17 protein-coding genes and 1 pseudogene are annotated in these 21044 nt (G+C 44.6%); 13 read left to right on the forward strand and 5 right to left on the reverse strand.

Translation table 11 applies throughout. From position 1 onward, the window contains the following. The 3 genes and pseudogenes from V7M78_RS14120 to V7M78_RS14130 form a co-directional block, all read left to right on the forward strand. A pseudogene (locus V7M78_RS14120) lies at positions 1 to 443 on the forward strand (hydrolase); the annotation flags it as partial. Positions 444 to 649: 206 nt separating this feature from the next. Next, a complete protein-coding gene (locus V7M78_RS14125; RefSeq protein WP_333650614.1) occupies positions 650 to 1915 on the forward strand; it encodes an SLC13 family permease in 1266 nt (421 codons plus the stop codon). 247 nt (positions 1916 to 2162) lie between these two features. Next, positions 2163 to 4331: a HelD family protein gene (locus V7M78_RS14130; RefSeq protein ID WP_333650616.1), complete on the forward strand. Its 2169-nt coding sequence runs from the start codon at positions 2163 to 2165 to the stop codon at positions 4329 to 4331. A gap of 1 nt (position 4332) precedes the next feature. Here V7M78_RS14130 and V7M78_RS14135 read toward each other — a convergent pair whose 3' ends face one another. Beyond that, positions 4333 to 4908, reverse strand: a complete 576-nt coding sequence (locus V7M78_RS14135; RefSeq protein WP_333650618.1) for a hypothetical protein — start codon at positions 4906 to 4908, stop codon at positions 4333 to 4335. A gap of 195 nt (positions 4909 to 5103) precedes the next feature. Between V7M78_RS14135 and V7M78_RS14140 the strand changes: the two genes are divergently transcribed. Then, a complete protein-coding gene (locus V7M78_RS14140; RefSeq protein ID WP_333650620.1) occupies positions 5104 to 5985 on the forward strand; it encodes an FMN-binding protein in 882 nt (293 codons plus the stop codon). Positions 5986 to 6077: 92 nt separating this feature from the next. Here the strand turns inward: V7M78_RS14140 and tatC are convergent, their stop codons facing one another. Next, the gene (gene tatC / locus V7M78_RS14145; RefSeq protein WP_333650622.1) at positions 6078 to 6821 is read right to left on the reverse strand and encodes a twin-arginine translocase subunit TatC; all 744 of its coding nucleotides are present in this window, start codon (positions 6819 to 6821) and stop codon (positions 6078 to 6080) included. A gap of 10 nt (positions 6822 to 6831) precedes the next feature. Next, positions 6832 to 7029 (reverse strand): Sec-independent protein translocase subunit TatA/TatB, encoded by a 198-nt coding sequence (locus V7M78_RS14150; protein WP_333650624.1) that lies wholly within the window; start codon positions 7027 to 7029, stop codon positions 6832 to 6834. A gap of 239 nt (positions 7030 to 7268) precedes the next feature. On the opposite strand from V7M78_RS14150, the gene V7M78_RS14155 reads away from it, so the two are divergent. The 9 genes from V7M78_RS14155 (at position 7269) to V7M78_RS14195 (ending at position 18467) form a co-directional block, all read left to right on the forward strand. Further along, positions 7269 to 7901 (forward strand): ferredoxin-like protein, encoded by a 633-nt coding sequence (locus V7M78_RS14155; RefSeq protein ID WP_333650626.1) that lies wholly within the window; start codon positions 7269 to 7271, stop codon positions 7899 to 7901. 16 nt (positions 7902 to 7917) lie between these two features. After that, positions 7918 to 10044 carry an aldehyde ferredoxin oxidoreductase gene (locus V7M78_RS14160; RefSeq protein WP_333650629.1) on the forward strand — a complete coding sequence of 709 codons (2127 nt, stop codon included), beginning with the start codon at positions 7918 to 7920 and terminating at the stop codon, positions 10042 to 10044. 48 nt (positions 10045 to 10092) lie between these two features. Continuing rightward, a complete protein-coding gene (locus tag V7M78_RS14165; RefSeq protein ID WP_333650631.1) occupies positions 10093 to 10803 on the forward strand; it encodes a hypothetical protein in 711 nt (236 codons plus the stop codon). A 73-nt stretch (positions 10804 to 10876) separates the two neighbouring features. After that, positions 10877 to 12109, forward strand: coding sequence for a molybdopterin molybdotransferase MoeA (locus V7M78_RS14170; protein ID WP_333650633.1), 1233 nt, complete (start codon positions 10877 to 10879; stop codon positions 12107 to 12109). A gap of 30 nt (positions 12110 to 12139) precedes the next feature. Continuing rightward, positions 12140 to 12757, forward strand: coding sequence for an NUDIX hydrolase (locus tag V7M78_RS14175; protein ID WP_333650635.1), 618 nt, complete (start codon positions 12140 to 12142; stop codon positions 12755 to 12757). Positions 12758 to 13064: 307 nt separating this feature from the next. Continuing rightward, the gene (locus tag V7M78_RS14180; RefSeq protein ID WP_333650637.1) at positions 13065 to 14165 is read left to right on the forward strand and encodes an ABC transporter substrate-binding protein; all 1101 of its coding nucleotides are present in this window, start codon (positions 13065 to 13067) and stop codon (positions 14163 to 14165) included. 65 nt (positions 14166 to 14230) lie between these two features. After that, on the forward strand, positions 14231 to 15310 hold the full coding sequence (locus V7M78_RS14185) for an ABC transporter ATP-binding protein (protein ID WP_333650639.1): 1080 nt from the start codon (positions 14231 to 14233) through the stop codon (positions 15308 to 15310). Beyond that, positions 15304 to 16956 carry an ABC transporter permease gene (locus V7M78_RS14190; RefSeq protein WP_442914661.1) on the forward strand — a complete coding sequence of 551 codons (1653 nt, stop codon included), beginning with the start codon at positions 15304 to 15306 and terminating at the stop codon, positions 16954 to 16956. Before V7M78_RS14185 ends, V7M78_RS14190 begins: the two co-directional genes overlap by 7 nt. 65 nt (positions 16957 to 17021) lie before the next feature. After that, positions 17022 to 18467: a phosphoglucomutase/phosphomannomutase family protein gene (locus tag V7M78_RS14195; RefSeq protein ID WP_333650641.1), complete on the forward strand. Its 1446-nt coding sequence runs from the start codon at positions 17022 to 17024 to the stop codon at positions 18465 to 18467. A 64-nt stretch (positions 18468 to 18531) separates the two neighbouring features. On the opposite strand, the gene V7M78_RS14200 is transcribed toward V7M78_RS14195, so the two are convergent. Beyond that, the gene (locus tag V7M78_RS14200; RefSeq protein ID WP_333650643.1) at positions 18532 to 19296 is read right to left on the reverse strand and encodes a response regulator transcription factor; all 765 of its coding nucleotides are present in this window, start codon (positions 19294 to 19296) and stop codon (positions 18532 to 18534) included. Positions 19297 to 19331: 35 nt separating this feature from the next. Continuing rightward, a complete protein-coding gene (locus V7M78_RS14205; RefSeq protein ID WP_333650645.1) occupies positions 19332 to 21044 on the reverse strand; it encodes a sensor histidine kinase in 1713 nt (570 codons plus the stop codon).

The raw sequence follows: 21044 nt of genomic DNA on the forward strand, positions 1-21044 counted from the left end.
CGGTATTAGCAGGTGTCGGCGGCGGTACAACTGCCGGTCCCAGGGTTCGTGATATAGCCCTTGATGCTGAGCTGCACGGAGCCACGGCTGTTGTACTGAACGCTCCCACAAGAACAGAATTTGTAAAAGATCTGGCTGAAATAATTGATATTCCCATCATATTATCAATTATTTCAATCCATGAGAACCTGGAAGAGCGGATGCTGGGTTCCGGAGCACAGATTGTCAATGTATCCGGCGGAAAGAACACTGTCGAGATTATCAAAGCACTGCGCAAGATTGATAAAACATTTCCCATCATTGCGACCGGAGGGCCAACTAAAGAATCCATTGATGCCGTTATTGAAGCAGGAGCCAATGCGGTGACATATACACCACCGACAAACGGTGAAATATTCAAAGACATTATGGATGAATACCGCAAACGCTGCAAAAAAGCATAAAATATCTGATGTTATAAAAACGTTACAAATCCCCTTTTCCCCTTGCAAATGTTGACATCATACCTGGCTTTAAGATATATTCAAGTGGTATGAATTGGCAGATAAGATTTGTAAAAATGCCATCAAAAAAGCGGTAATGCTGAAAAAGTATCCTGTCAGATTAGGTATCAGCAAGCCAAAAATATTGCAAAAAGGGGAAAATAATTATGTACTTTGCGTTGGGAATGTTTGCGGTAACTTATGTACTGCTCCTTGGTTTCGGCAAATACCGTGCCTATATTGCGGCATGTTCTGCGGTGTTGTTCGTGCTGCTGGGGATTTTGCCGGTTGGAAAGGTTTGGGGAGCTATTGACTGGAATGTACTTTTAATGATTGCCGGAACCATGGGCACTGTGGCCCTTTTTATTGAATCCAAGATGCCGGCCTTAATGGCAGATATCATCATGGAAAAAGTGCCTAATGTTCAATGGGCAGTGGTTGCACTGGCCCTGTTTGCCGGAATTATCTCGGCGTTTGTAGATAACGTAGCCACGGTTTTGATGATTGCTCCGGTTGCTCTTGCACTTTCCAAGAAGCTGAAAATCAGTCCGGTGCCTGTTATCATTTCCATTGCAGTTTCTTCCAATTTACAGGGAGCCGCCACTTTAGTAGGTGATACAACGGCCATTTTGCTGGGCGGTTATGCAAAGTTAAGCTTTTTAGACTTCTTTATTTTAAACGGAAAACCGGGAATGTTCTGGGTGGTACAGGTTGGCGCTGTTGTTTCCGGCGCAGTACTTCTGCTTTACTTCCGCAAGCTGAAGGAGCCGGTGGCTTCGGCAGTCCGCACTGAGGTGACCGACTACGTGCCTTCTGTGCTTTTAGGCGGAACGGTTCTGCTGTTGATTCTGGCTTCTTTTATTGCCCACAAACCGGCAGTCACAAACGGTATCGTCTGTGTTGTATTGGCGCTGATCGGCTTTATCAGAAAGGCAGTTGTCGGAAAGTCCTCTTCTCATCTGCTTCAGTTCTTTCGTGAAATGGATGGCCAAACCTTGCTGCTCCTAGCCAGTTTGTTTGTCATCATTGCAGGTATTACGGAAGCAGGCGTTATTGATGCCATCAGCCAATTGTTTGTAAGAATTGCAGGAGATAACCTGTTCCTGATTTATTCCTTAATTGTATGGGCTTCCGTGCTGTTTTCTGCATTTATTGATAACATCCCTTATGTTGCAACTATGCTTCCTGTTGTCAGCAGCATTGCAGCGTTAATGGGTGTCGATCCGTATCTTCTTTATTTTGGCCTTCTGACAGGTGCAACTCTGGGCGGAAACTTAACTCCCATCGGTGCCAGTGCTAATATTACGGGTATCGGCATTTTGAGAAAAGAAGGATACACAGTTACGAATATGGATTTTATGAAGATCGGTGTTCCATTTTCTATCATTGCGGTAGTATCCGGATATATTCTTCTCTGGATTATTTGGAGTTAAAAACTCTGGGGCAGCAATTCAAAGCTTTATGAAGCTGAATTAGGATTATGAAAATATACATATAATAAATAGAGAGAGAAAAGGAACTGCTGCGTATGCACAGTTCCTTTTCTCTCTACCTATATTGTAACACACATCATCACCAACAACAAGACTGTTTTTAAGATCCCGGTTGTGTTAGACTTTTTACCATAGCGGTTCGGGGCTCCGGTTTCCTACCCATTCTAAAAGAGAGGTGATATTGGTTATGGAAAACAACAATTCTGAATTGGAGTTTGAACAAAAGAGGTTAGAACAAACCATAGCTTTAGCGAAAAAACAACTGAACCAGGCGAGAGAGCGCAATGAGGAGAATAAGTCGGCCATTATCTCGGCTAAAAAGGAACTACGGGAAAACACGACCCATTCCATAGGCAATCTTTGGGGCAGTGAAGCATTTGAAGCTCTTGCGGATCTAAATCAGTATGTAAATCCCATTACGGATAAGCTTGCAGATTATGAAGCAGTGGAAAATAAAATCATATTGCTGGAGAACATGATTCAATCACCTTATTTTGCCCGGATCGATTTTAAATTTGATGACGAGGAGGAGTTTGAAAAAATTTATATCGGGCGGTCTTCTTTAAAGGGGGAGAATGGAAATGAGATTTTTGTCTATGACTGGAGATCTCCCATTGCCAGTGTCTTTTACCGCTTTGTGACAGGACCGGCCTTTTATGATGCGCCTGGGGGACGGATTACAGGGGAAGTAAGTTTGAAACGCCAATATGAAATTAAGAAAGGCGTACTGGAATATTTCTTTGATGCGGAAGTGCAGATCATCGATGAATTTTTGAGAAAGCTGCTTTCTCAAAATACTTCCACCCAGATGAAGGCCATTGTGGAAACCATACAGAAGGATCAGGATATGGTCATCAGGGATATGGAAAACGATTTGATGATGGTGCAAGGGGTGGCTGGAAGCGGAAAAACCTCTGTTGCCCTCCACCGGGCGGCGTATCTGATGTATCAGGGGCTGTCCTCTAAGCTGTCTGCCAATAATATCATCATCATTTCTCCAAATAGCTTGTTTGAACAGTATATTTCCCATGTGCTGCCGGAGCTGGGGGAGGAAAATGTGCTTTCTGTTGTATTTGAAGAAATTCTTTCCGGAATCCTGAAAAGTGAACAGATACAGTCCAGAAATCAGTTTTTGGAAAACCTGATTTCAAACTCCCGTTACAGGGATATCATTAAAAAATCCATAGAATTTAAAACCTCTCAGGAGTTTTTAGAGATATTGGACCGGTTTATTGATGATCTTCCTTACCGATGGATTGAATTTGAGGATGTTTTCTATAATGGAGGGTGTGTTGTAAGCAAAGAGGCTCTAAAAGTAAAGGTATGCTCAGGCGGGAAAGAAACTCTTCTGGGAACGAAATTAAAGCTGCTGGAAACCTACATTCTGGATTTGGCAGGAGAGGTGAAGAAACGTTCTGTCAACAGGCAGGAAGAGCTGCTCATAAAGGAAAGGATAGGAGGTTTTACGGAACTTCGTGTCAGAGAGCTTTACAGAAAACTGTTTTATGACAAAGAGTATTTTTACAGTCTGGCAAAGGGAATAAAACTTCCAGATTGCATAGAAGACATTTTAACCTTTACCCAGGAGAATTTATGCAGTCAGTTCCTGTACTATGATGACGCTGCAGCCCTTGCCTGCCTGAGTTTAAAGATCAATGGAACCAGTAAATATAAAACCATCAGGCAGGTGGTCATCGATGAGGCCCAGGACTATTACCCTCTTCATTTTGAGATTTTCCGTCTGCTGTTTTCAAAATCCAAATTTACGGTTCTGGGAGATATTAACCAGACCTTGGAAAAAAGCGAGGATTTGTCCTTATATGACCAGATCGGAAGAATCTTAAATAAGAAAAAGATTTCGCTTGTAACCATGGATAAGAGCTTCCGCTGCACCAATGAAATTTTAAATTACGGAATGAGACTTCTGGGAGGCAGCTCACAGGTAAAGAGCTTTAACCGGAAGGGAGAGGAGCCCCAGGTTTATAAAATGGCTGACCAAACATCGCTGGACAGCAAAATTATTTCAGAAATCCAGCTTTGTATGGAAAAAGGCTACCAGTCAATCGGATTAATCTGCAAGACTGAGAAAAATGCCAAGTTCCTCTTTGATCGGTTAAAGGATAAGATTGATATTCAATTGGTAAAAAATGAAAGCAGTACAGATTTACATGGCGTATTCATCATTCCTGTATACATGTCAAAGGGGCTGGAATTTGATGCTGTCTTAATATGTGATGCTGACAGGAAAAATTATTACAGCCAGGATGACAAAAAGCTCTTATACATTGCTTGTACAAGAGCCCTTCACAGACTTAATCTGTTCTGTATGGGAGAGGCCAGCCCTCTGCTGGGCTGACCTATAAATCGATTCCAATTGTTTTGGGAAGCTGTTCCTGAACAAATTCAGCAAAGGAAGCTTCATCCTGGGGGAGAACCACATCGGCATAGGCCATTACCGCCTGTGCCGTAGGCTTGACGGAGGAGGCAGTGCTGCTTTGAATCATAATAAAGCAGGCAGGCTCCACGGAAAGGCGCGCACTGTTGGATTCACACAGGATAAGAGCTTCTTGGGGAACTGCTTTCAGGGCTTCTTCCAGAGCTTCCCTCACATGTTCCTTCAATGCCCTGATCAGATAAACCTGCTTGGCCCCGGCCTTTTTCATCACCATAGTGTCTTTGTTTCCGGTTCCATTTTCTTCCGTTATATCAAAGCAGCCCTTCAGCCCCTTGCATATCCCGCAGCCATGTCCTCCTCTGGGACAGATGTCTTCATGATCTCTTACGGTAATCAGTTTAAATGCGATAATGGGTACTTTATTTTGAAATGCGTTGATAATCTGGAGGGCAAGGGTGGTCTTTCCGCTGTTGCGGCCTGTTGCTCCGATTAGTATCATGCGCTTTGCTTGCAGAAGATTCTGGTTTTCTGTGTTCATGGGTGCTCCAATCTGATTTTCAGCGTATTTGGGATAAGTGATTCTTTATTGGTTTATTATAGCATTTTTAATCTGTAAATTCAACAGAGGAAAAATGTGTCATAATTTTAACGAAAAATCTTTACATATGGCGGACTGTTTGATATCATTTCAATATAAAGGGTTTTATGTCTAACATGTGTAGGAGATGAGAGTATGCGGAAAAAAAGATATGATCAGGTCATTGCGGCAGGGGTGATGTGTGTTTTATCCCTGGGAACGATTTTTACTGCGGAGACAGTGAAAAAGCAGGCAGCGGCGGCGTTTAGCGGCACAGTGGCAGATATTTCAGGATTGAACGGAGACAAGTATCAGGTAAAGGAATTACATACACTGGCTGACGGAAGCTATGTGGTATACGGAACTGCAAAGGGGTTTGCAGGTGATATTGAAACTGCCGTGGTTTTTGACCAGACAGGAGAACATATTTTAAATCTGACTGTTACATCACAGGGAGAAACAGCAGGCATTGGAACAAAGGTGACGGAAGACGGATTTTTAAGCCAGTTTCAGAATATTGCGGCGCCTGTAAAGGTGGCTGATCTGGAAGTCTTTTCCCCGGTTGCAGGTGCAGCAGGCACTGCCTCAGAAGGGGAAGCCGTGAATCTGGCTGATGAAAACTATGATCCCGCACAGTGGAAGCCTGAGGATACTTCACCGGAGGCAAAGACCATGCGCACCTTATATGAAGCCGGTCTTTTGAAAAGCTCCTTTGAAGGAGAAAAGATGGAGACTCCTGTTGCCGATCTGCCTCCTGAAGGAAAATCCATGAATGCCTTATATAAGGCAGGACTGCTGACAAGCTCCATAGAAGGGGAAAAGCTGGCGAAACCATTTTCTGATTTGTCTCCTGAAGAGCAGGCGGCGCTGAAGCTGGAAGAGGCTGGCCTGGCAGAAGGGAAAAAGGAAGAACCGGCAGGAGAGCCTGTCAATGCAACTGATGTAGATGCCGTATCCGGTGCCACAATTTCCTCTAAGGCAGTTGCAGCAACAATCAACAACGGATATTTCTTCTTGAAGGAAGAGGTATTAAAATAACCTGTAAAATCAGGATTACAAAAAGACCTTGTGCCTGCGGCTGATTCAGCCGGGACACAAGGTCTTTCTTATCTTTGTAAAGAATTCATTGATTAAGCATTGCTTTGTTCCAGTAATTCTCTTTTCTCTCTGTACTTATGAACCAGGATGCAGATTCCCATACTGATTTCCAGCAGAACTATCATAGGAATGGCCAGCAATACCTGGGATACCACATCGGGAGGAGTGATGATTGCTGCAACGATAAATATAATCAGAATCAGCACACCGTGGCTTTTTTTCATAAAGGCAGGCTTTAAAATACCAAGCAGGGACAGGAGGAAAACGAGAACAGGAAGCTCAAAAACAGCGCCGAAACTCAGCAATGTGGCATTGCAGAAGGAAACGAAGTTTTTGATCGATACGGCAGAGGTCACTGATTCTACGGTAATCCTCATAAAAAAGTCCAGGGTAATAGGAAGGGCTACAAAATAACTGAATATGACACCGGCAATAAAGAAAAAGAATCCGAAAAAAAGAGACAGAAGAACGTAAAGCTGCTCTTTTTTATAAAGTCCCGGAGATATAAACAGCCAGATTTGCAGAACCGTTATGGGAAAGCATAGAACAATGGCACAGGTCAGTGCCAGTTCCAAATATGCCATAAAGGGTTCGGAAGGCGTTAAATATACGAGTTTCATTCCTGGATTCAAATTTAGTATGTATTGGATCAGAGTTCCCATAAATTGATAACAGATCATGGCTGCACCAAAATTAACGACCAGTATGATGATCAGTCTTTTTCTCAGTGCAGCCAGATGTGTTACCAGGGTGTCGGTCTTTTTTGCTGAATCCATATCTTCCACCTTAAGCGTTCTTTTCGTTTTCCGGAGTATCCTCTGTCAGGCTGTTTATTTCCTTCTTCACATCAGCAGTTCCCTTTTTGAATTCCTGGATGGCCTGGCCTAAGGAACGGCCCACCTGAGGGAGTTTGCTTGGCCCAAATACGATCAAAGCGATGCAGAGAATCAGAATTAATTCAAAGGGACCTAATCTTCCAAACATAATAATTACCTCATTTCTTAAAAATAGAATTAGTTTCTTGGCTTCATTATACCCTAGATAAATCTTAAAATCAATGAATTTTTCGTTATTTACCGATAGAATGTTAAAATAATAACCGGTAAATATTGACTAACCGGCAATAAAATTATACAATAAAATCATCAAAAAATATTGCAAAGTATTCTGTTTTACTGCAATATAAGGGTAAAATATATTTAATTACCGGATTGGAGGGTTTTATGTCTGATGACGTAAAGAAGGGTTTTTTTGACAAAGAAATGACAAGACGGCAATTCTTGAAAATTTCTGGAAAAAGTCTGGCAGGATTGACGGTTTCTGCAACAATGCTTTCCCTGTTTGGCTGCTCCCAGCAGGAGGTGGAAAGTGATCAGGTATCTACCTGGGCTCTTCCCCAGGGACTGCTGGTGGTAAATACTGCAAAGTGCACCGGATGCGAGCGGTGCGAGATTAACTGTACCTTGACAAATGATGAAGAGGTATCCACCTACATATCAAGAGTAAAGGTGAGCCGCAATCTGCACATTCACGGAGAAGACGGAATGTATAACGGCAATTTTACATATTATCCGGACACCTGCCGCCAGTGTAAGGATCCTGCCTGCGGAAATGCATGTCCTGTAAAAGCAATCGGCACCAATGACTGGGGCACAAGGATAGTGGATGAGGCAAAGTGTATCGGCTGCGGAGCCTGTGTGGAAGCCTGTCCATGGCATATGCCCACTGTGAACCCGGAGACAAATAAATCGAGCAAATGCATTGCATGCGGAGCCTGTGCGGCTGGATGTCCCAGCACTGCTCTGGCCATTATCCCCTGGGATGAAGTGACTGCAGCGGCTCAGGCGATTGCATAAGGAGGGACTATATATTATGGCAACATACGGATGGGCTGGAAATATTCTTCGTGTCAACTTGACCACAGGAAATATTTCAATTGAAGACTCAACAAAATATCAGGAATACATCGGCGGTATGGGTATGGGATACCGTATTATATATGAGGAGGTGCCCTTAACAACTCATCCACATGATGAGGCATCTAAAATTGTTATGGGAGTTGGCCCCCTGACCGGTTCCAGCGTACCATGTTCAGGAAGAATGAATATTTCTCTTTTATCCTCATGGTCAAAGGGAAAATCCATTATTGATGCCCATATGGGAGGACATATTGGACCCAGAATCAAATATGCGGGATATGATGCCATTATAGTGGAAGGAAAGTCCTCCACTCCGGTATATATTAAAATTGATGATGATAAAGTATCCATAGAGGATGCCTCCCATATCTGGGGGAAAGGTACCTTTGATGCCAACCGGATTTTGACAGAGGAAAACGGCAGTGAATTTGAGACCGCTGTTATCGGACCGGCTGGTGAGAACCTGGTCAATTATGCCACCTTAAACACCTCTTTTGGAAACTCAGGCGGCGGCGGAGTCGGTTCCGTTATGGGAAGCAAGAAGCTGAAAGGCATTGCAGTCCGGGGTACGGGCTCTGTAAAGGTTGCTGATATTAACCGGGTAAAAGAGCTGAATGAGTACATGTTAAAGGATTTAATCGGTGCCAATAATAATCACAACGTTCCGGCAGTTCCCCAAAGCTGGGCGGAGTATTCTGCCGTAGGCGGAAAGAACCGCTGGTCAGGCGCTCCCGGACGCAGATGGGAAAAAGCAGAGGGCGGCCCCATTGACATGGGAGAACAGCCATGCGGCGATGTAAACCGGATCGCATACCGTACCTTAAAGGGTGTATTTGATCACGGCGAAGTGGCATCAAATTACATAATAAAGCAGGGTGGATGCAGCGCATGTCCAATCCGCTGTTACACCCAGTATGAGATGGACCCTCTGGCAGATTATGACTTACCTGTTTATGTGTCCAATACCTGTGTTCCCGTTCTTTATGGAAAGATGTTCTATCCAAGCGGGGTAAAGGATTTTGAATATGAAGGCGATGCCAACCTGATACTCAGCGGAGCTTCTTCCCGCGCCCAGGATGATATGGGTCTGTGGTGTAATTATGCCAACCTTCAAAGAGACTTTAACTGGTTATGCGTATCCGGAAAGATCAAGGAAGTGCTTCCTCAAGCGGAATACGACAGCCTTCCATGGGAGTGGGAGAAGAACGGAGATCCCCGCTGGGCAGTGGAGATCATACGCCGTATTGCCAATAAGGAAGGGGAGCTTGCTACCATAGGAGAGGGAACCCTTGCCATGGTGGAAAAGTGGAATTTAGGAAAAGAATTTTTTGATGCCATCAATTCCAATAACACCAACATCACCTATAACGGATATCCAAAGCACCATGCCAATGAGGATTCCGGACAAATTGGTTTATTATTTAACTTGATGTATAACAGAGACTGTATGATCCACCATCTGACCAATGTGGAGAACTCCGGCGCTCCTTATGAAGTGACCAAGGCCACTATGGAAAGCTTTTTCGGTGAGGGCTGCTACGACAATAAAAAAGCTTATAAGCCGATGAACCGCAATAAGGCAAAGCTGGCTAAATGGGCATTTAACGGCAAACAGTTCCATGACAGTGCCACCTTGTGCAACTGGATGTGGCCTATGACCCAGTCTCCCTCTAAGGAGAGAAATTATGCAGGTGACTTGAATCTGGAGGCTGATTTCATGGCAGCTGTTACAGGTGTGGATTACACCAGAGAAAGCCTTGAATTCGCATCAGAGCGCATTTCCCAGATGCTTCGCGTTATGACGGCAATCTCCTTTAACATTCACTTCGGAGATACCAACTTAAGAGATACCCATGATGCAATTCCTGAGTGGGTGTTTGAACAGGATCCGGATTTTGCACCTTTTGAAGAGGGAACCTATAAGATGGACCGTGCCGATATGGAGCTTGCAAAGGACTATTTCTATGAGGAAATGGGCTGGGATATTAAGACCGGCATACCGACGAGAGCAACTCTTGAAAAATTCGGTTTGGGAGATATGGCCGATGATCTGGCTGCCAGAGGAATTCTTCCGGCATAAAAACGTGGTTTTTGCTTCAGGAATTGATTGAATGAAAGAGGTTTTCGTATGCTGTTTGGAAGAAAGAAACCGGGTTTTGTAAAGATTGAAGAAATTGCCGGGGCTGCGGGTGAAGCATCAGAAGAAGTCTCTCAGGAGAGGGCAGAAAAGCAGGATTTACTGGAATATCTGACCTCCCTGCCTGAGGCAGAGGATGAGTTTGCTGAATTTGCAGAATCAGGAGATCAGGAGCCTGAGGAAGGTGAAGAAGAGATGACGGAGGCCAGGAAACTGGCGGATTATATCCGCATTCGTTCCGGAGCCGGAAGCTTAACCGGATACGCTTCTTTAAAAGAAGAAATTGAAGAGGCGGACCAGCTTCTTGAGGAAATCAGAGAAGATGAGGATTGTAAGGATATTGCATATAAGGAAGGGAAAAAGGACCGGTATTATTATTCCCAGCAGAATATGAGCGATAATTATGCTATGATTGCTGCCCTGGTGGAGGATAAGGATTTAGCGGCCACCATGGTCCATATGGTGCGGTTTAACAGCAAGACCTATCCGGCACCCACCCCCCTGTCTTATTTTGAACGGCACCCTTACTATGCCACCAAACCTCAGATTGAACGGGCTTATCAGGTTTTGTCGGGCAGGGAGGAAAACGGGGATATTCAGCGTTTTACCAATAACCGGAATTCTGACTTTCTGTTTTCCACTGAGTTTTTGTCGCCCAAGTACGCAAAGGCGCTGGCACATGAGGATGATTTTGCTGATTAATAGAATTTTTGTTTTATTCTGCCTTTTCTGTGAAAAGAGAAGGCAGTTTTTTTGAAATGGGAGGAATGAAAATATGACCACAGAACGGACAGGGATTGAACTGGAAGAGGCGGTCACTCTGATATTAGACAGTCTGACAGAGCCGGAACGGACAGAACTGGTTCCCGCCATGGAGGCAAACGGGAGAATACTTGCAGAGGATGTGTATGCTCCTTTTGACATTCCTCCCTTTCACCGGTCTCCTTTGGATGGGTTTGCGCTTCGGTCAGAGGATTTGCTGGGGGCCTCCGTAGAAAATCCCAAGTCTATCAGAATCATTGATACCGTTTATGCGGGGGACTGGTGCAGGCAGAAGGTAGGGCAGGGGGAAGGAGTCCGCATTATGACTGGAGCTGCCATACCCGAAGGCGCTGATTGTATAATCCGGCTGGAGGATGTGGAGGAAGGGTCTTGCAGGGAGAAGGATGCCATACAGGTAGACAGGGAGATGGCCCATAACCAGAATTTTTGCTTTCAGGGAGAGGATGTGGCAAAGGGGACGCCTGTTCTTTATAAGGGGATAAAGCTGACCTATGTGGAACAGGGTATATTATCTTCTTTGGGAATGGAAGAAGTGAAGGTGTATCATACCTTAAAGGTGGCTCTTTTTTCCACAGGAGATGAACTGATCCTGCCCGGAACAGAATTAAGTCCGGGGAAAATATATGATTCCAACTTATTTCTTTTGTACGCAAGGCTTTGTGAATTTGGTATTAAACCGGTAATAGCAAAGCCTCTGCCTGACCGGACGGAGGATGTTGTAAAAGCCATAAGGGAAAGCTGTGAAGCGGCTGATCTGGTGATTACCACCGGGGGAGTTTCGGCAGGGGATAAGGACATATTCCATGAGGTGCTGCCTGCACTTGGGGCGAAACGGATTTTCTGGAAGGTGAATTTGAAGCCCGGCACTCCGGCCATGTTTTCTATTTATGAAGGAACGCCTATGTTTCACTTATCCGGCAATCCTTTTGCAGCAGCCACTACTTTTGAACTGCTGGTAAGGCCATTTTTGGCGAAGGCTGGCCGGGATGAGGGGTTGCATATAAACAGGATAAGGGCTATACTGGATGAAGATTTTACAAAGGGAAGCAAAGGCAGGAGATTTATCAGGGGAAGGGTGAAAGAGGGAAAAGTAACCATACCTCCCTCAGGCAAACATTCCTCAGGTATGCTCGCCTCCATGTCGGGCTGCAACTGCCTGATTGACATACCCGCAGGCAGCGGGGAGCTTGAGAAGGGCAGTGAGGTTGAAGTCCTGCTCCTTTAAACCATGGGATGAAAGGGCAAGGGGATTGCAATGTCTGATAATAAGTGGCTTGAGTGGGCAGTGGAACTGCAGGCAATCGCACAGAATGGGTTGTGCTATGTAAGAGACTGTTATGATAAGGAAAGATATGAAAGAATCCGGGAGATTTCTGCGGAAATGATCAGCATTCACTCAGAGATACGTGTTGAAAAAGTGAAGGATTTATTCTGCAATGAAACAGGATACCAGACGCCGAAGCTCGATTCCAGAGCCGCTGTTTTTAAAGATGACAAGATTCTGCTGGTTAAAGAAAACAATGGTACATGGTCTCTGCCCGGAGGCTGGGTTGATGTGGATTTATCGGTAAAGGAAAACATTATAAAAGAAGTGAAAGAGGAAGCCGGTCTTGATGTTCAGATTGATAAGGTCATTGCCGTTCAGGACAGGGAAAAACACAATCTGCCGGTCTATGCCCATAAAGTCTGCAAAATCTTCCTGCAGTGTTCCGTCCTTGGAGGCTCTTTCAGAGAAAATTTGGAGACAATAGAAAGCCGGTATTTTTCCCAGGATGAATTGCCCCTGCTTGCCGAAGAAAAAAACAATACAGAACAAATCAACATGTGCTTTCAGGCATATTATGACCAGGAGTGGAAAACCTTGCTGGATTAATGACTCAATGCTTCACACCAAAATGATCGGACTGCCGGCTTACAAATTAAGCCGGCAGTTTTTGTGGTTGTTTATACTATATTGACCAGTTTTTCTTGAGGAATTTCTGCAAAAGTTCTCAAATATTCCAATCATATTTGTAAGAGGGTAAGAAAATTTGTTAATATGCATAATTAGTTGGGACAAAACATCAAAAAAATATGCGTTATGTCATAATAACAAATGAAATGTAAGCAAATTACATGGAAAATGCAGGCTGTAAAATATATAATTGGTTTACAATACCAGATAAAAAGGAGCGATATTTATGAAAAAAGTAATCGGCAGTTCCCTTGCGGCATTGATGATTTTAAGCTTGGCTGCATGCGGTGGTACAAGTAAACCGGCGGAAACAGCGGCCCCAAGTACTGCAGCAAGTGCTGCGGAAACACAAGCCCAGTCTGAAGCGGCAGGAGAGAAGAAGCCTGAGGACTACAGCGGAAGTGTAGTTGTTTATTCTCCTCATGATGCAGATCCCTTAAACGCAGGTGTGAACCAGTTCATGGAAAAATACCCAAATGTAAAGGTTGAAGTGGTTGCTGCTGGAACGGGAGAGTTGACCAACCGGATTGCAGCAGAATCAGCCAACCCCATTGCAGATGTTTTATGGGGAGGAGGAGCGGATTCCCTGGCAGCATTTAAAGAGTATTTCACCCCGTATGTATCAGAGGCCAACGACAGCTTCATCGATGCGGCCTATAAAGATCCCGATGGACTGTGGATTGGAGAAAGCCCTCTTCCAATGGTAATCTTTTATAACAAAGAACTGATCGAAAAAGACGGACTCACCATTCCTGAGACATGGGAAGACTTAATCAGCCCGGAATGGAAAGGAAAAATCGCTTACTGTCTTCCTTCTAAATCCGGTTCTGCCTATACCCAGCTTTGCACCATGATGCTTGCACATGGCGGAAAAGAAGAGGGATGGGATTTCATACAGAAGCTTTATGAAAATCTGGATGGCAAAATCGTCGACTCCTCCAGCAAATGCCACAAGATGGTAGCAGACGGAGAATTCCATGTGGGCATTACCATTGAAAAATCTGCTGTTAAATATGCAGGCGATGACAAGGTTGGCTTTGTCTATCCTAAGGATGGAACTTCAGCCGTTCCCGATGGAGTTGCTTTGATCAAGGGCTGCCCCAACGAGGAAAATGCAAAGCTGTTTATCGACTTCGTTCTTTCCAAAGAATGCCAGGCTGAGCAGAGCCAGAGCTGGGGACGCCGTCCGGTAAGAAATGATATGGAAGTAGGAGAAGGTATGGCTAAGTTAAGCGACCTGATCTTAGTTGATTACGATTTTGACTGGGCAGCAAACGACAAAGAAGTAATTATAGAAAAATTCAATGATATTATGGTGGAAAACTAATCATCATGCAAAAGGCGGGAACTGAATACAGTTTCTGCCTTTTGAAAAAAGAAGGGAGTAAGGATATGAGCCATCAGGTTTTAGTTAAAAAAGCAGTAAAAAAGTATGGTGACTTCGTTGCATTAAACGGAGTGGATTTAGAAATGAACCCGGGGGAATTTTTTACTCTCCTTGGACCCTCGGGATGCGGAAAAACAACCCTTCTTCGTATGATTGCCGGTTTTAACAGCGTAGATGGGGGAGAAATCTACTTTGACGATAAGCTTTTAAATCATGTGGAAGCCCACAAAAGAGGAATTGGTATGGTGTTTCAGAATTATGCCATCTTTCCTCATTTAACCGTAGAAGAAAACGTGGCATATGGACTGAAAGCAAAGAAGATTCCCAAGGCTGAAATTGAAAGACGGGTGGATGAAGCACTGGATTTGGTGCAGATCAAAAAGCTGAAAAATAGAAAGCCCAATGAGCTTTCAGGAGGCCAGCAGCAGAGGGTTGCTTTGGCAAGGGCCTTTGTCATTGAACCCAGCGTCCTTTTGATGGATGAGCCTCTTTCTAATCTGGATGCAAAGCTTCGTGTGCAAATGAGGACGGTAATTAAAAAGCTTCAGCGCAGGCTGGGGATTACCACGATTTATGTGACTCATGACCAGGAGGAGGCCCTGGCAATTTCTGATCGGATTGCGGTTATGAAAGACGGAAATGTTATGCAGGTGGGAACTCCCGAAGAGATTTATAAAAAACCGGAAAATACCTTTGTGGCGGGCTTTATCGGAGTCTCCAATTTTATTGACTGTCAGGTGGAAGGGGAAAATGGTGATCAGGCGGCTTTAACCATAGGAGAGGATTACACAGTTTCTGTCGGTCTGAAGAAGTCTTTTAAAGGAAAGGGCATTATTTCCGCCAGACCGGAGCAGTTGTTCTTTGACCAATCGAAAGGGCTGAAGGGTACGGTTGTTATCTCCACCTTTTTGGGAGACTTTATTGAATACGAAATTGAACTGGAAAATGGACAGATTTTGCAGTTGAACGAATATACCAAGGATTCAGAAACACTGAGAAAAGACGGGGAAACGGTTTATGTGAATTTCAAACCGGATGCGGTAAATGTTTATGACGCAGAGACCATGGAGGTGATTTCGTGTTAAAAAATAAAAGACTGGATTTCTGGTTTTGGATTAAGGTTGCCGTTCTTTTATTTATGGCAGTATTTTTAATCTATCCTTTTATCACCCTGATTACCAGAAGCTTTTTTTCCGGCAAGGAGCCGGGGATTACGCTGACTAATTACGTCAGGTTTTTTACAAAGAAATACTATTACTCCGCCCTGGGGCGAAGCCTTCAAGTGTCGGTGATCACTACCTTTACCACTATGGTGGTGGGAATTCCCATGGCTTATATTCTCACCCGGTACAATGTGTGGGGAAAGAAATTTATACATATTTTCATCATCATGAGCTTGATGAGCCCGCCTTTTATCGGTGCCTATAGCTGGATCACCTTATTTGGACGTTCCGGCTTGATTACCAAATTTTTTGCAGATAATCTTGGAATTATGCTGCCCAGTATTTATGGAAGGCTGGGAATTATTCTGGTGTTTACCTTTAAGCTGTTTCCTTATGTTTACCTGTATACCTCCGGAGCCATGGGAAGCATTGATTCCAGCCTGGAAGAGGCGGCAGAAAACCTGGGAAGCAATAAACTGCGCCGTTTGCTGACAGTGACCATTCCGGTCATCATCCCTTCTATATTAGCAGGTGCCATTATGGTGTTTATGACCAGCCTTGCAGATTTTGGAACTCCCATGCTGATTGGAGAGGGCTACATGGTGCTTCCGGTTCTGGTTTACAACGAGTACATGAGTGAAATGGGCGGAAATGCCCATCTTGCAAGCGCTCTGTCGGTTATTGTGGTGCTGTGTTCCACAACTGTGCTTCTGGTGCAGAAGTTTTATGTGTCCAGAAAAAATTATGTGATGACTGCTATGCGTCCGCCTCAGGAAGTGCAATTAAAGGGCTGGAAACGTTTTCTTGCAACTCTGCCTGTATGCATTATTACATTTATCGGCATTCTTCCCCAGATCGTGGTAATTGTCAGCAGCTTTGTGAAAAGCGATTTTACAGGATTCCAAAAGGGATTCAGTCTTGGAAGCTACATGACTATTTTTAACCGCCTTGGAACCAATATCCGCAATACCTTTACCTTTTCCTCCATTGCCATTGTGTTCATTGTCATCATCGGTATGTTGATTTCCTATATCGTTGTCAGGCAAAAGGGCTGGTTTGCTCAAGTGATGGATCTGCTGATCATGTTTCCCTTTGTTATACCGGGAGCAGTTCTTGGCATCAGCTTAATCGTTGCCTTTAATAAGCCTCCGGTCATCCTTACGGGAACTTCCCTAATTATGATTATTGCTTATGTGGTGAGAAAGCTTCCTTATACGGTGCGTTCAGGAAGTGCATTTCTTCACCAGATGGACCCCAGCGTGGAGGAGGCCTCCATTAACTTAGGGGTATCCCCGATGAAAACATTTTTCAAGGTAACTGCCAGATTAATGGCTCCGGGTGTGCTGTCCGGTGCGATCTTAAGCTGGATCACCTGCATCAATGAGCTGTCCTCCAGCGTTATGCTTTACAGCGGAAAGACCAGCACCATTTCCGTGGCTATTTATACTGAGGTAGTGCGAAACAGCTACGGTACGGCGGCGGCCCTGGCCTCTATTCTGACCGTCAGTACAGTGGTTTCCCTGCTGATATTTTTAAAGGTGAGCAAAGGAAGGGTATCTGTCGTTTAAGAAGCACCCTGCGGGTATACCATGATGCCCAGAAAACATGGGCAATAAATAGGAAAGGAGATCCTATGATACAGTTTGGAACAGGCGGCTGGAGAGCGATTATCGGCGAAGGTTTTATTAAAGAAAATATACAAAAATTATCCCTGGCTCTGGCCATGAAAATGAAGGCAGAAGGAGTGGAGGGAGAGGGCGTTGTCATCGGATATGACAGGCGTTTTCTGTCCAAGGAAGCGGTGATATGGGCCTGTGAGGTATTTACAAAGGAAAAAATCCAGGTGCGGTTCGTAAACCGTAGTTCTCCAACCCCATTGATTATGTACTATGTGATGAAGCACAAGCTCCATTATGGAATGATGGTGACGGCCAGCCACAATCCGGCCATTTACAACGGCATAAAGGTGTTTACCTATGGAGGAAGGGATGCGGATGAGGAGCAGACAAGGGATATTGAACGTTACCTGGAACGGGCGGAACGGGAATATACTGCGGACTCTTCCGAGGAAGGGAAAATGCCTCCCTCCGGTTATTTAAAGTCCATAGAGGAAGGAACTGTAAGGGAAATTCACCCTTTGAATGAATATCTGGACCGGATTATTGAAATGATTGACATGGAGGCCATACGGAAACGGGATCTGCGGGTTGCCATTGATCCCATGTATGGAGTGAGCTTAACGGCTTTAAATACCATACTTTCTGCGGCCAGATGTACCATAGAAACCATCAATGCCCAGCACGACACTTTATTTGGAGGAAAGATGCCTGCGCCCACGGAAAGCACCATGAGAAATCTTCAGAACTATGTGCTTGACCGTTTCTGTGATATTGGAATTGCAACAGACGGAGATGCGGACAGGTTGGGAGTCATTGATGATAAAGGAAATTTCCTTCATCCCAACAAGATTTTGGTTCTCCTTTACTATTATCTTTTAAAGTACAAAGGCTGGAAGGGACCGGTTGTCAGAAATCTTTCCACCACCCACATGCTGGACCATGTGGCACAACGCTTTGGAGAAACCTGTTATGAGGTTCCCGTAGGCTTTAAGCATATTTCTGCCAAAATGCAGGAGACAGGCGCCATCATCGGAGGGGAATCCTCCGGAGGTTTGACGGTAAAAGGGCATATTCACGGCAAGGATGGTATTTATGCGGCCGCACTGCTGGTAGAAATGATTGCTCTGACAAAAAAACAGTTGTCGGAAATCTGGCATGAAATTAAAAAAGAATATGGGGAGTTTTATATGCTGGAGAGGGATTACCGGTTTACTCCGGCAAAAAAGGAAGAGATCGAGCATCTTCTTATGGAAGAGAGAAGACTGCCTGAAATCCCCTTTGATATCAGTCAGGTGAGCTATATGGATGGCTGCAAGGTTTACCTGGAAAACGGCGGCTGGATCAGCGCCAGATTTTCGGGAACAGAACCCCTTCTCAGAATCTTTTGTGAAATGGAAAAGGAAGAGGACGCTGTAAGGCTTTGCAGGGTCATGGAAAAGTTTCTCGATGTAGAATTCTGAGATTGGAAAAATGATAGAGCGCTATCAGACAGGCGGGCAATTGCTGTTTGATAACGCTCTGTTTTTATTGGTAACGGTCCTGATACTCAGAGGGGGAAATTCCCACAATCTTTTTAAACTGAACGCTGAAGTATGCGGTATCTGAGTAACCAACCTGGTCCGCCACTTCATAAACCTTGATCCGGCAGTTTTCCAGCAGCTTCATAGCCAGCTTAATCCGGTAGAAAATCAGATAATTGCTGAAGGTATAGCCGGTTTCCTTTCTGAAAATACGGCTTAAATAGCCTTCGCTGATTTCCAGATGCCTGGAAATTGTACTGATGTTAATATCTTCAATATAGTGATGGGAGATGAACAAAAGGGCTTCCTGTACATATCCGCTGAAGGAATCGGAATTAAAATCCATGGAAAAGATTTCCGGATTTAACCCGGGAGGGGGCTCTTTGGAGGAGGGCGGGTGTTGGGCGGCGATAAGCTGGGAAATAGCCTGCTCCAGGTCTCCATCCTTTAAAGGCTTCAGCAAATAGTCGCTTACCCTCAAACGGAGAGCACTTTGGGCATATTTAAAATCACCATGGGCAGTGAGAATAATAAACTTGGAAAGAGAGCCGGTATCCCTCAGTTTTTTTATCATTTCCACCCCATCCATGCGGGGCATCTTTACGTCAGTGATGACGATGTCCGGATTTAGCTGGAGGGAGAGGGTCAGTCCCTCTTCTCCATTGGCGGCTTCTCCGATCAGCTCACAGCCAAGTGCAGCCCAGTCAGTGGTCAGGGCAATGCCTTTGCGCACCACAGACTCATCCTCTACAAGAATAACACGATACATAGAACACCGACCTTTCTGTATTGAATTTTATATAGTTATCCCCGTTCGATAGGAAGAATCAGGGTTACGGTAGTTCCTCCCTCAGGATTTAACTCCGCATGCAAGCCGTATTGCTGGCCGTAATAAAGCTTTAAAATCTGAATGACATTATACAGGCCAAGGTGTCCGGTCCGGTTTCTCGGGTTAGGGCTGTTAATCCAGTCAATGATTTCCTGGCTCATTCCCCTTCCGTTATCTGTCACAGCAATGAGCATCACTTGTTTTTCATCTTTTTCTGTTGATCTTCCATAGATGCAGATATAGCCATGGGAGTAGTCCTCCAGGCCGTGAAGGATGGAATTCTCTACCAGAGGCTGAAGAATCATTTTCGGAACCAGGCAGTCTTCCAGTTGATAAGGAATTTCTTCTTCATATACAAAGCGTTCCGTGAACCGGATTTTTTGGATTTCAATATAGGATTTTATGGTTTCCAGTTCCTGACGAAGAGTGATAAAGGAGGAGGAGGAAATGCTGCTCCGGAGAATCTGGGCCAGATTTTCCGCTAAAACCGGAATCTGCGGATTCTGGTTGATCTTGGCATTCCATTTGATGGTGTCCAGTGTATTATAGAGAAAATGAGGATTCAACTGGGTCTGATACAGCTTTAGGCTGGTTTCGTTCAAGTCCTTTTGCTGTCTGATTGCCGTTTCCAGGTTTGACTTTAAATCCCGGGTCATCCGGTTAAAGCTTTCAATCAGCCTGCCAAGCTCGTCGGTTCTGTTGGTGGTTAAGTGAATGGTTAAATCCCCATCCCTGACCTTTTTCATAGCCCGGTCAAGGTTGCTCACCGGAAGGGAAAAGCTTCGGCTTAAAGCCAGGGAGACCATGAGGCAAAGCCACAGACAAAACAGGGCAATGGCAATGCTTACGGTTTTCATGGTTTTTATTCCGCTGGCGCTGATCTGGGAACCTTTTTGCAGCAGTATGGTGTATCCGTACTTAGGGCTGCTGATGCTGTCATATAAAAATCTTCCGGTGTCTGTTCCGCTCCGGGCCTGGGTAATGATCCGGCTGATTTCCTCCGGGCCGTATTCTTTTTTTGTGCAGTAAACGGGATTGCCCAGATGATCCAGGATAATAAAGGTGTCCCTGTCGGAATAATTGCTGTATAGAATCCGGCTTAAATTGTCGTGGGTAAAGTCAAGAACTAAGTAACCGGTTCTGGCTCCCTGGGGATTTTCCAGGGAACAGGCTGCTTGGAGCACCAAACCGGGAATTGTGTTTAAGTAGGGGTCTGTCCAGTAATATGCCATTTCCCTGGTTTGGGAAGCTTTTTTTAAAACTCCCCAGTCACGGGGCAGGTATTCTGAAATCTGGTTGTTGCTTTCCGTGGTAAAGCGCAAAAAGCCTCCGGCATCGTAAAGGCTGAAACTGATGGAGCTGTAAGTTTTCTGGACGGACTGATAAAGAGAAAGATACAAATCTTTTTGAACGTCAATGCTGCTGTTATCCAGCATTGTCCGGTAAATGGTGCTGTCCCAGGCTAATTCGTAGCAGGCGGATTCACAGGAAGAGAAAAGCTGGTCAATCTGATCCCTTGCATCCTCCAACTGCTTTTTTGTGGCAGTAACAGACTGCCTGCTTAAAGATGCTTCGAAAATTTTAACTACAAAAACACCTGAAAACAAAAGGGGAATCATGGCAACCAGAAGGCAGCCAAGAAAAATCTGTATCTTAAAGGGGAGCTTATAAGCTGGATTTTTGAACAA

Origin of the sequence: Lacrimispora sp. (assembly GCF_036758025.1) — a bacterium.
Classification (GTDB): domain Bacteria; phylum Bacillota; class Clostridia; order Lachnospirales; family Lachnospiraceae; genus Lacrimispora.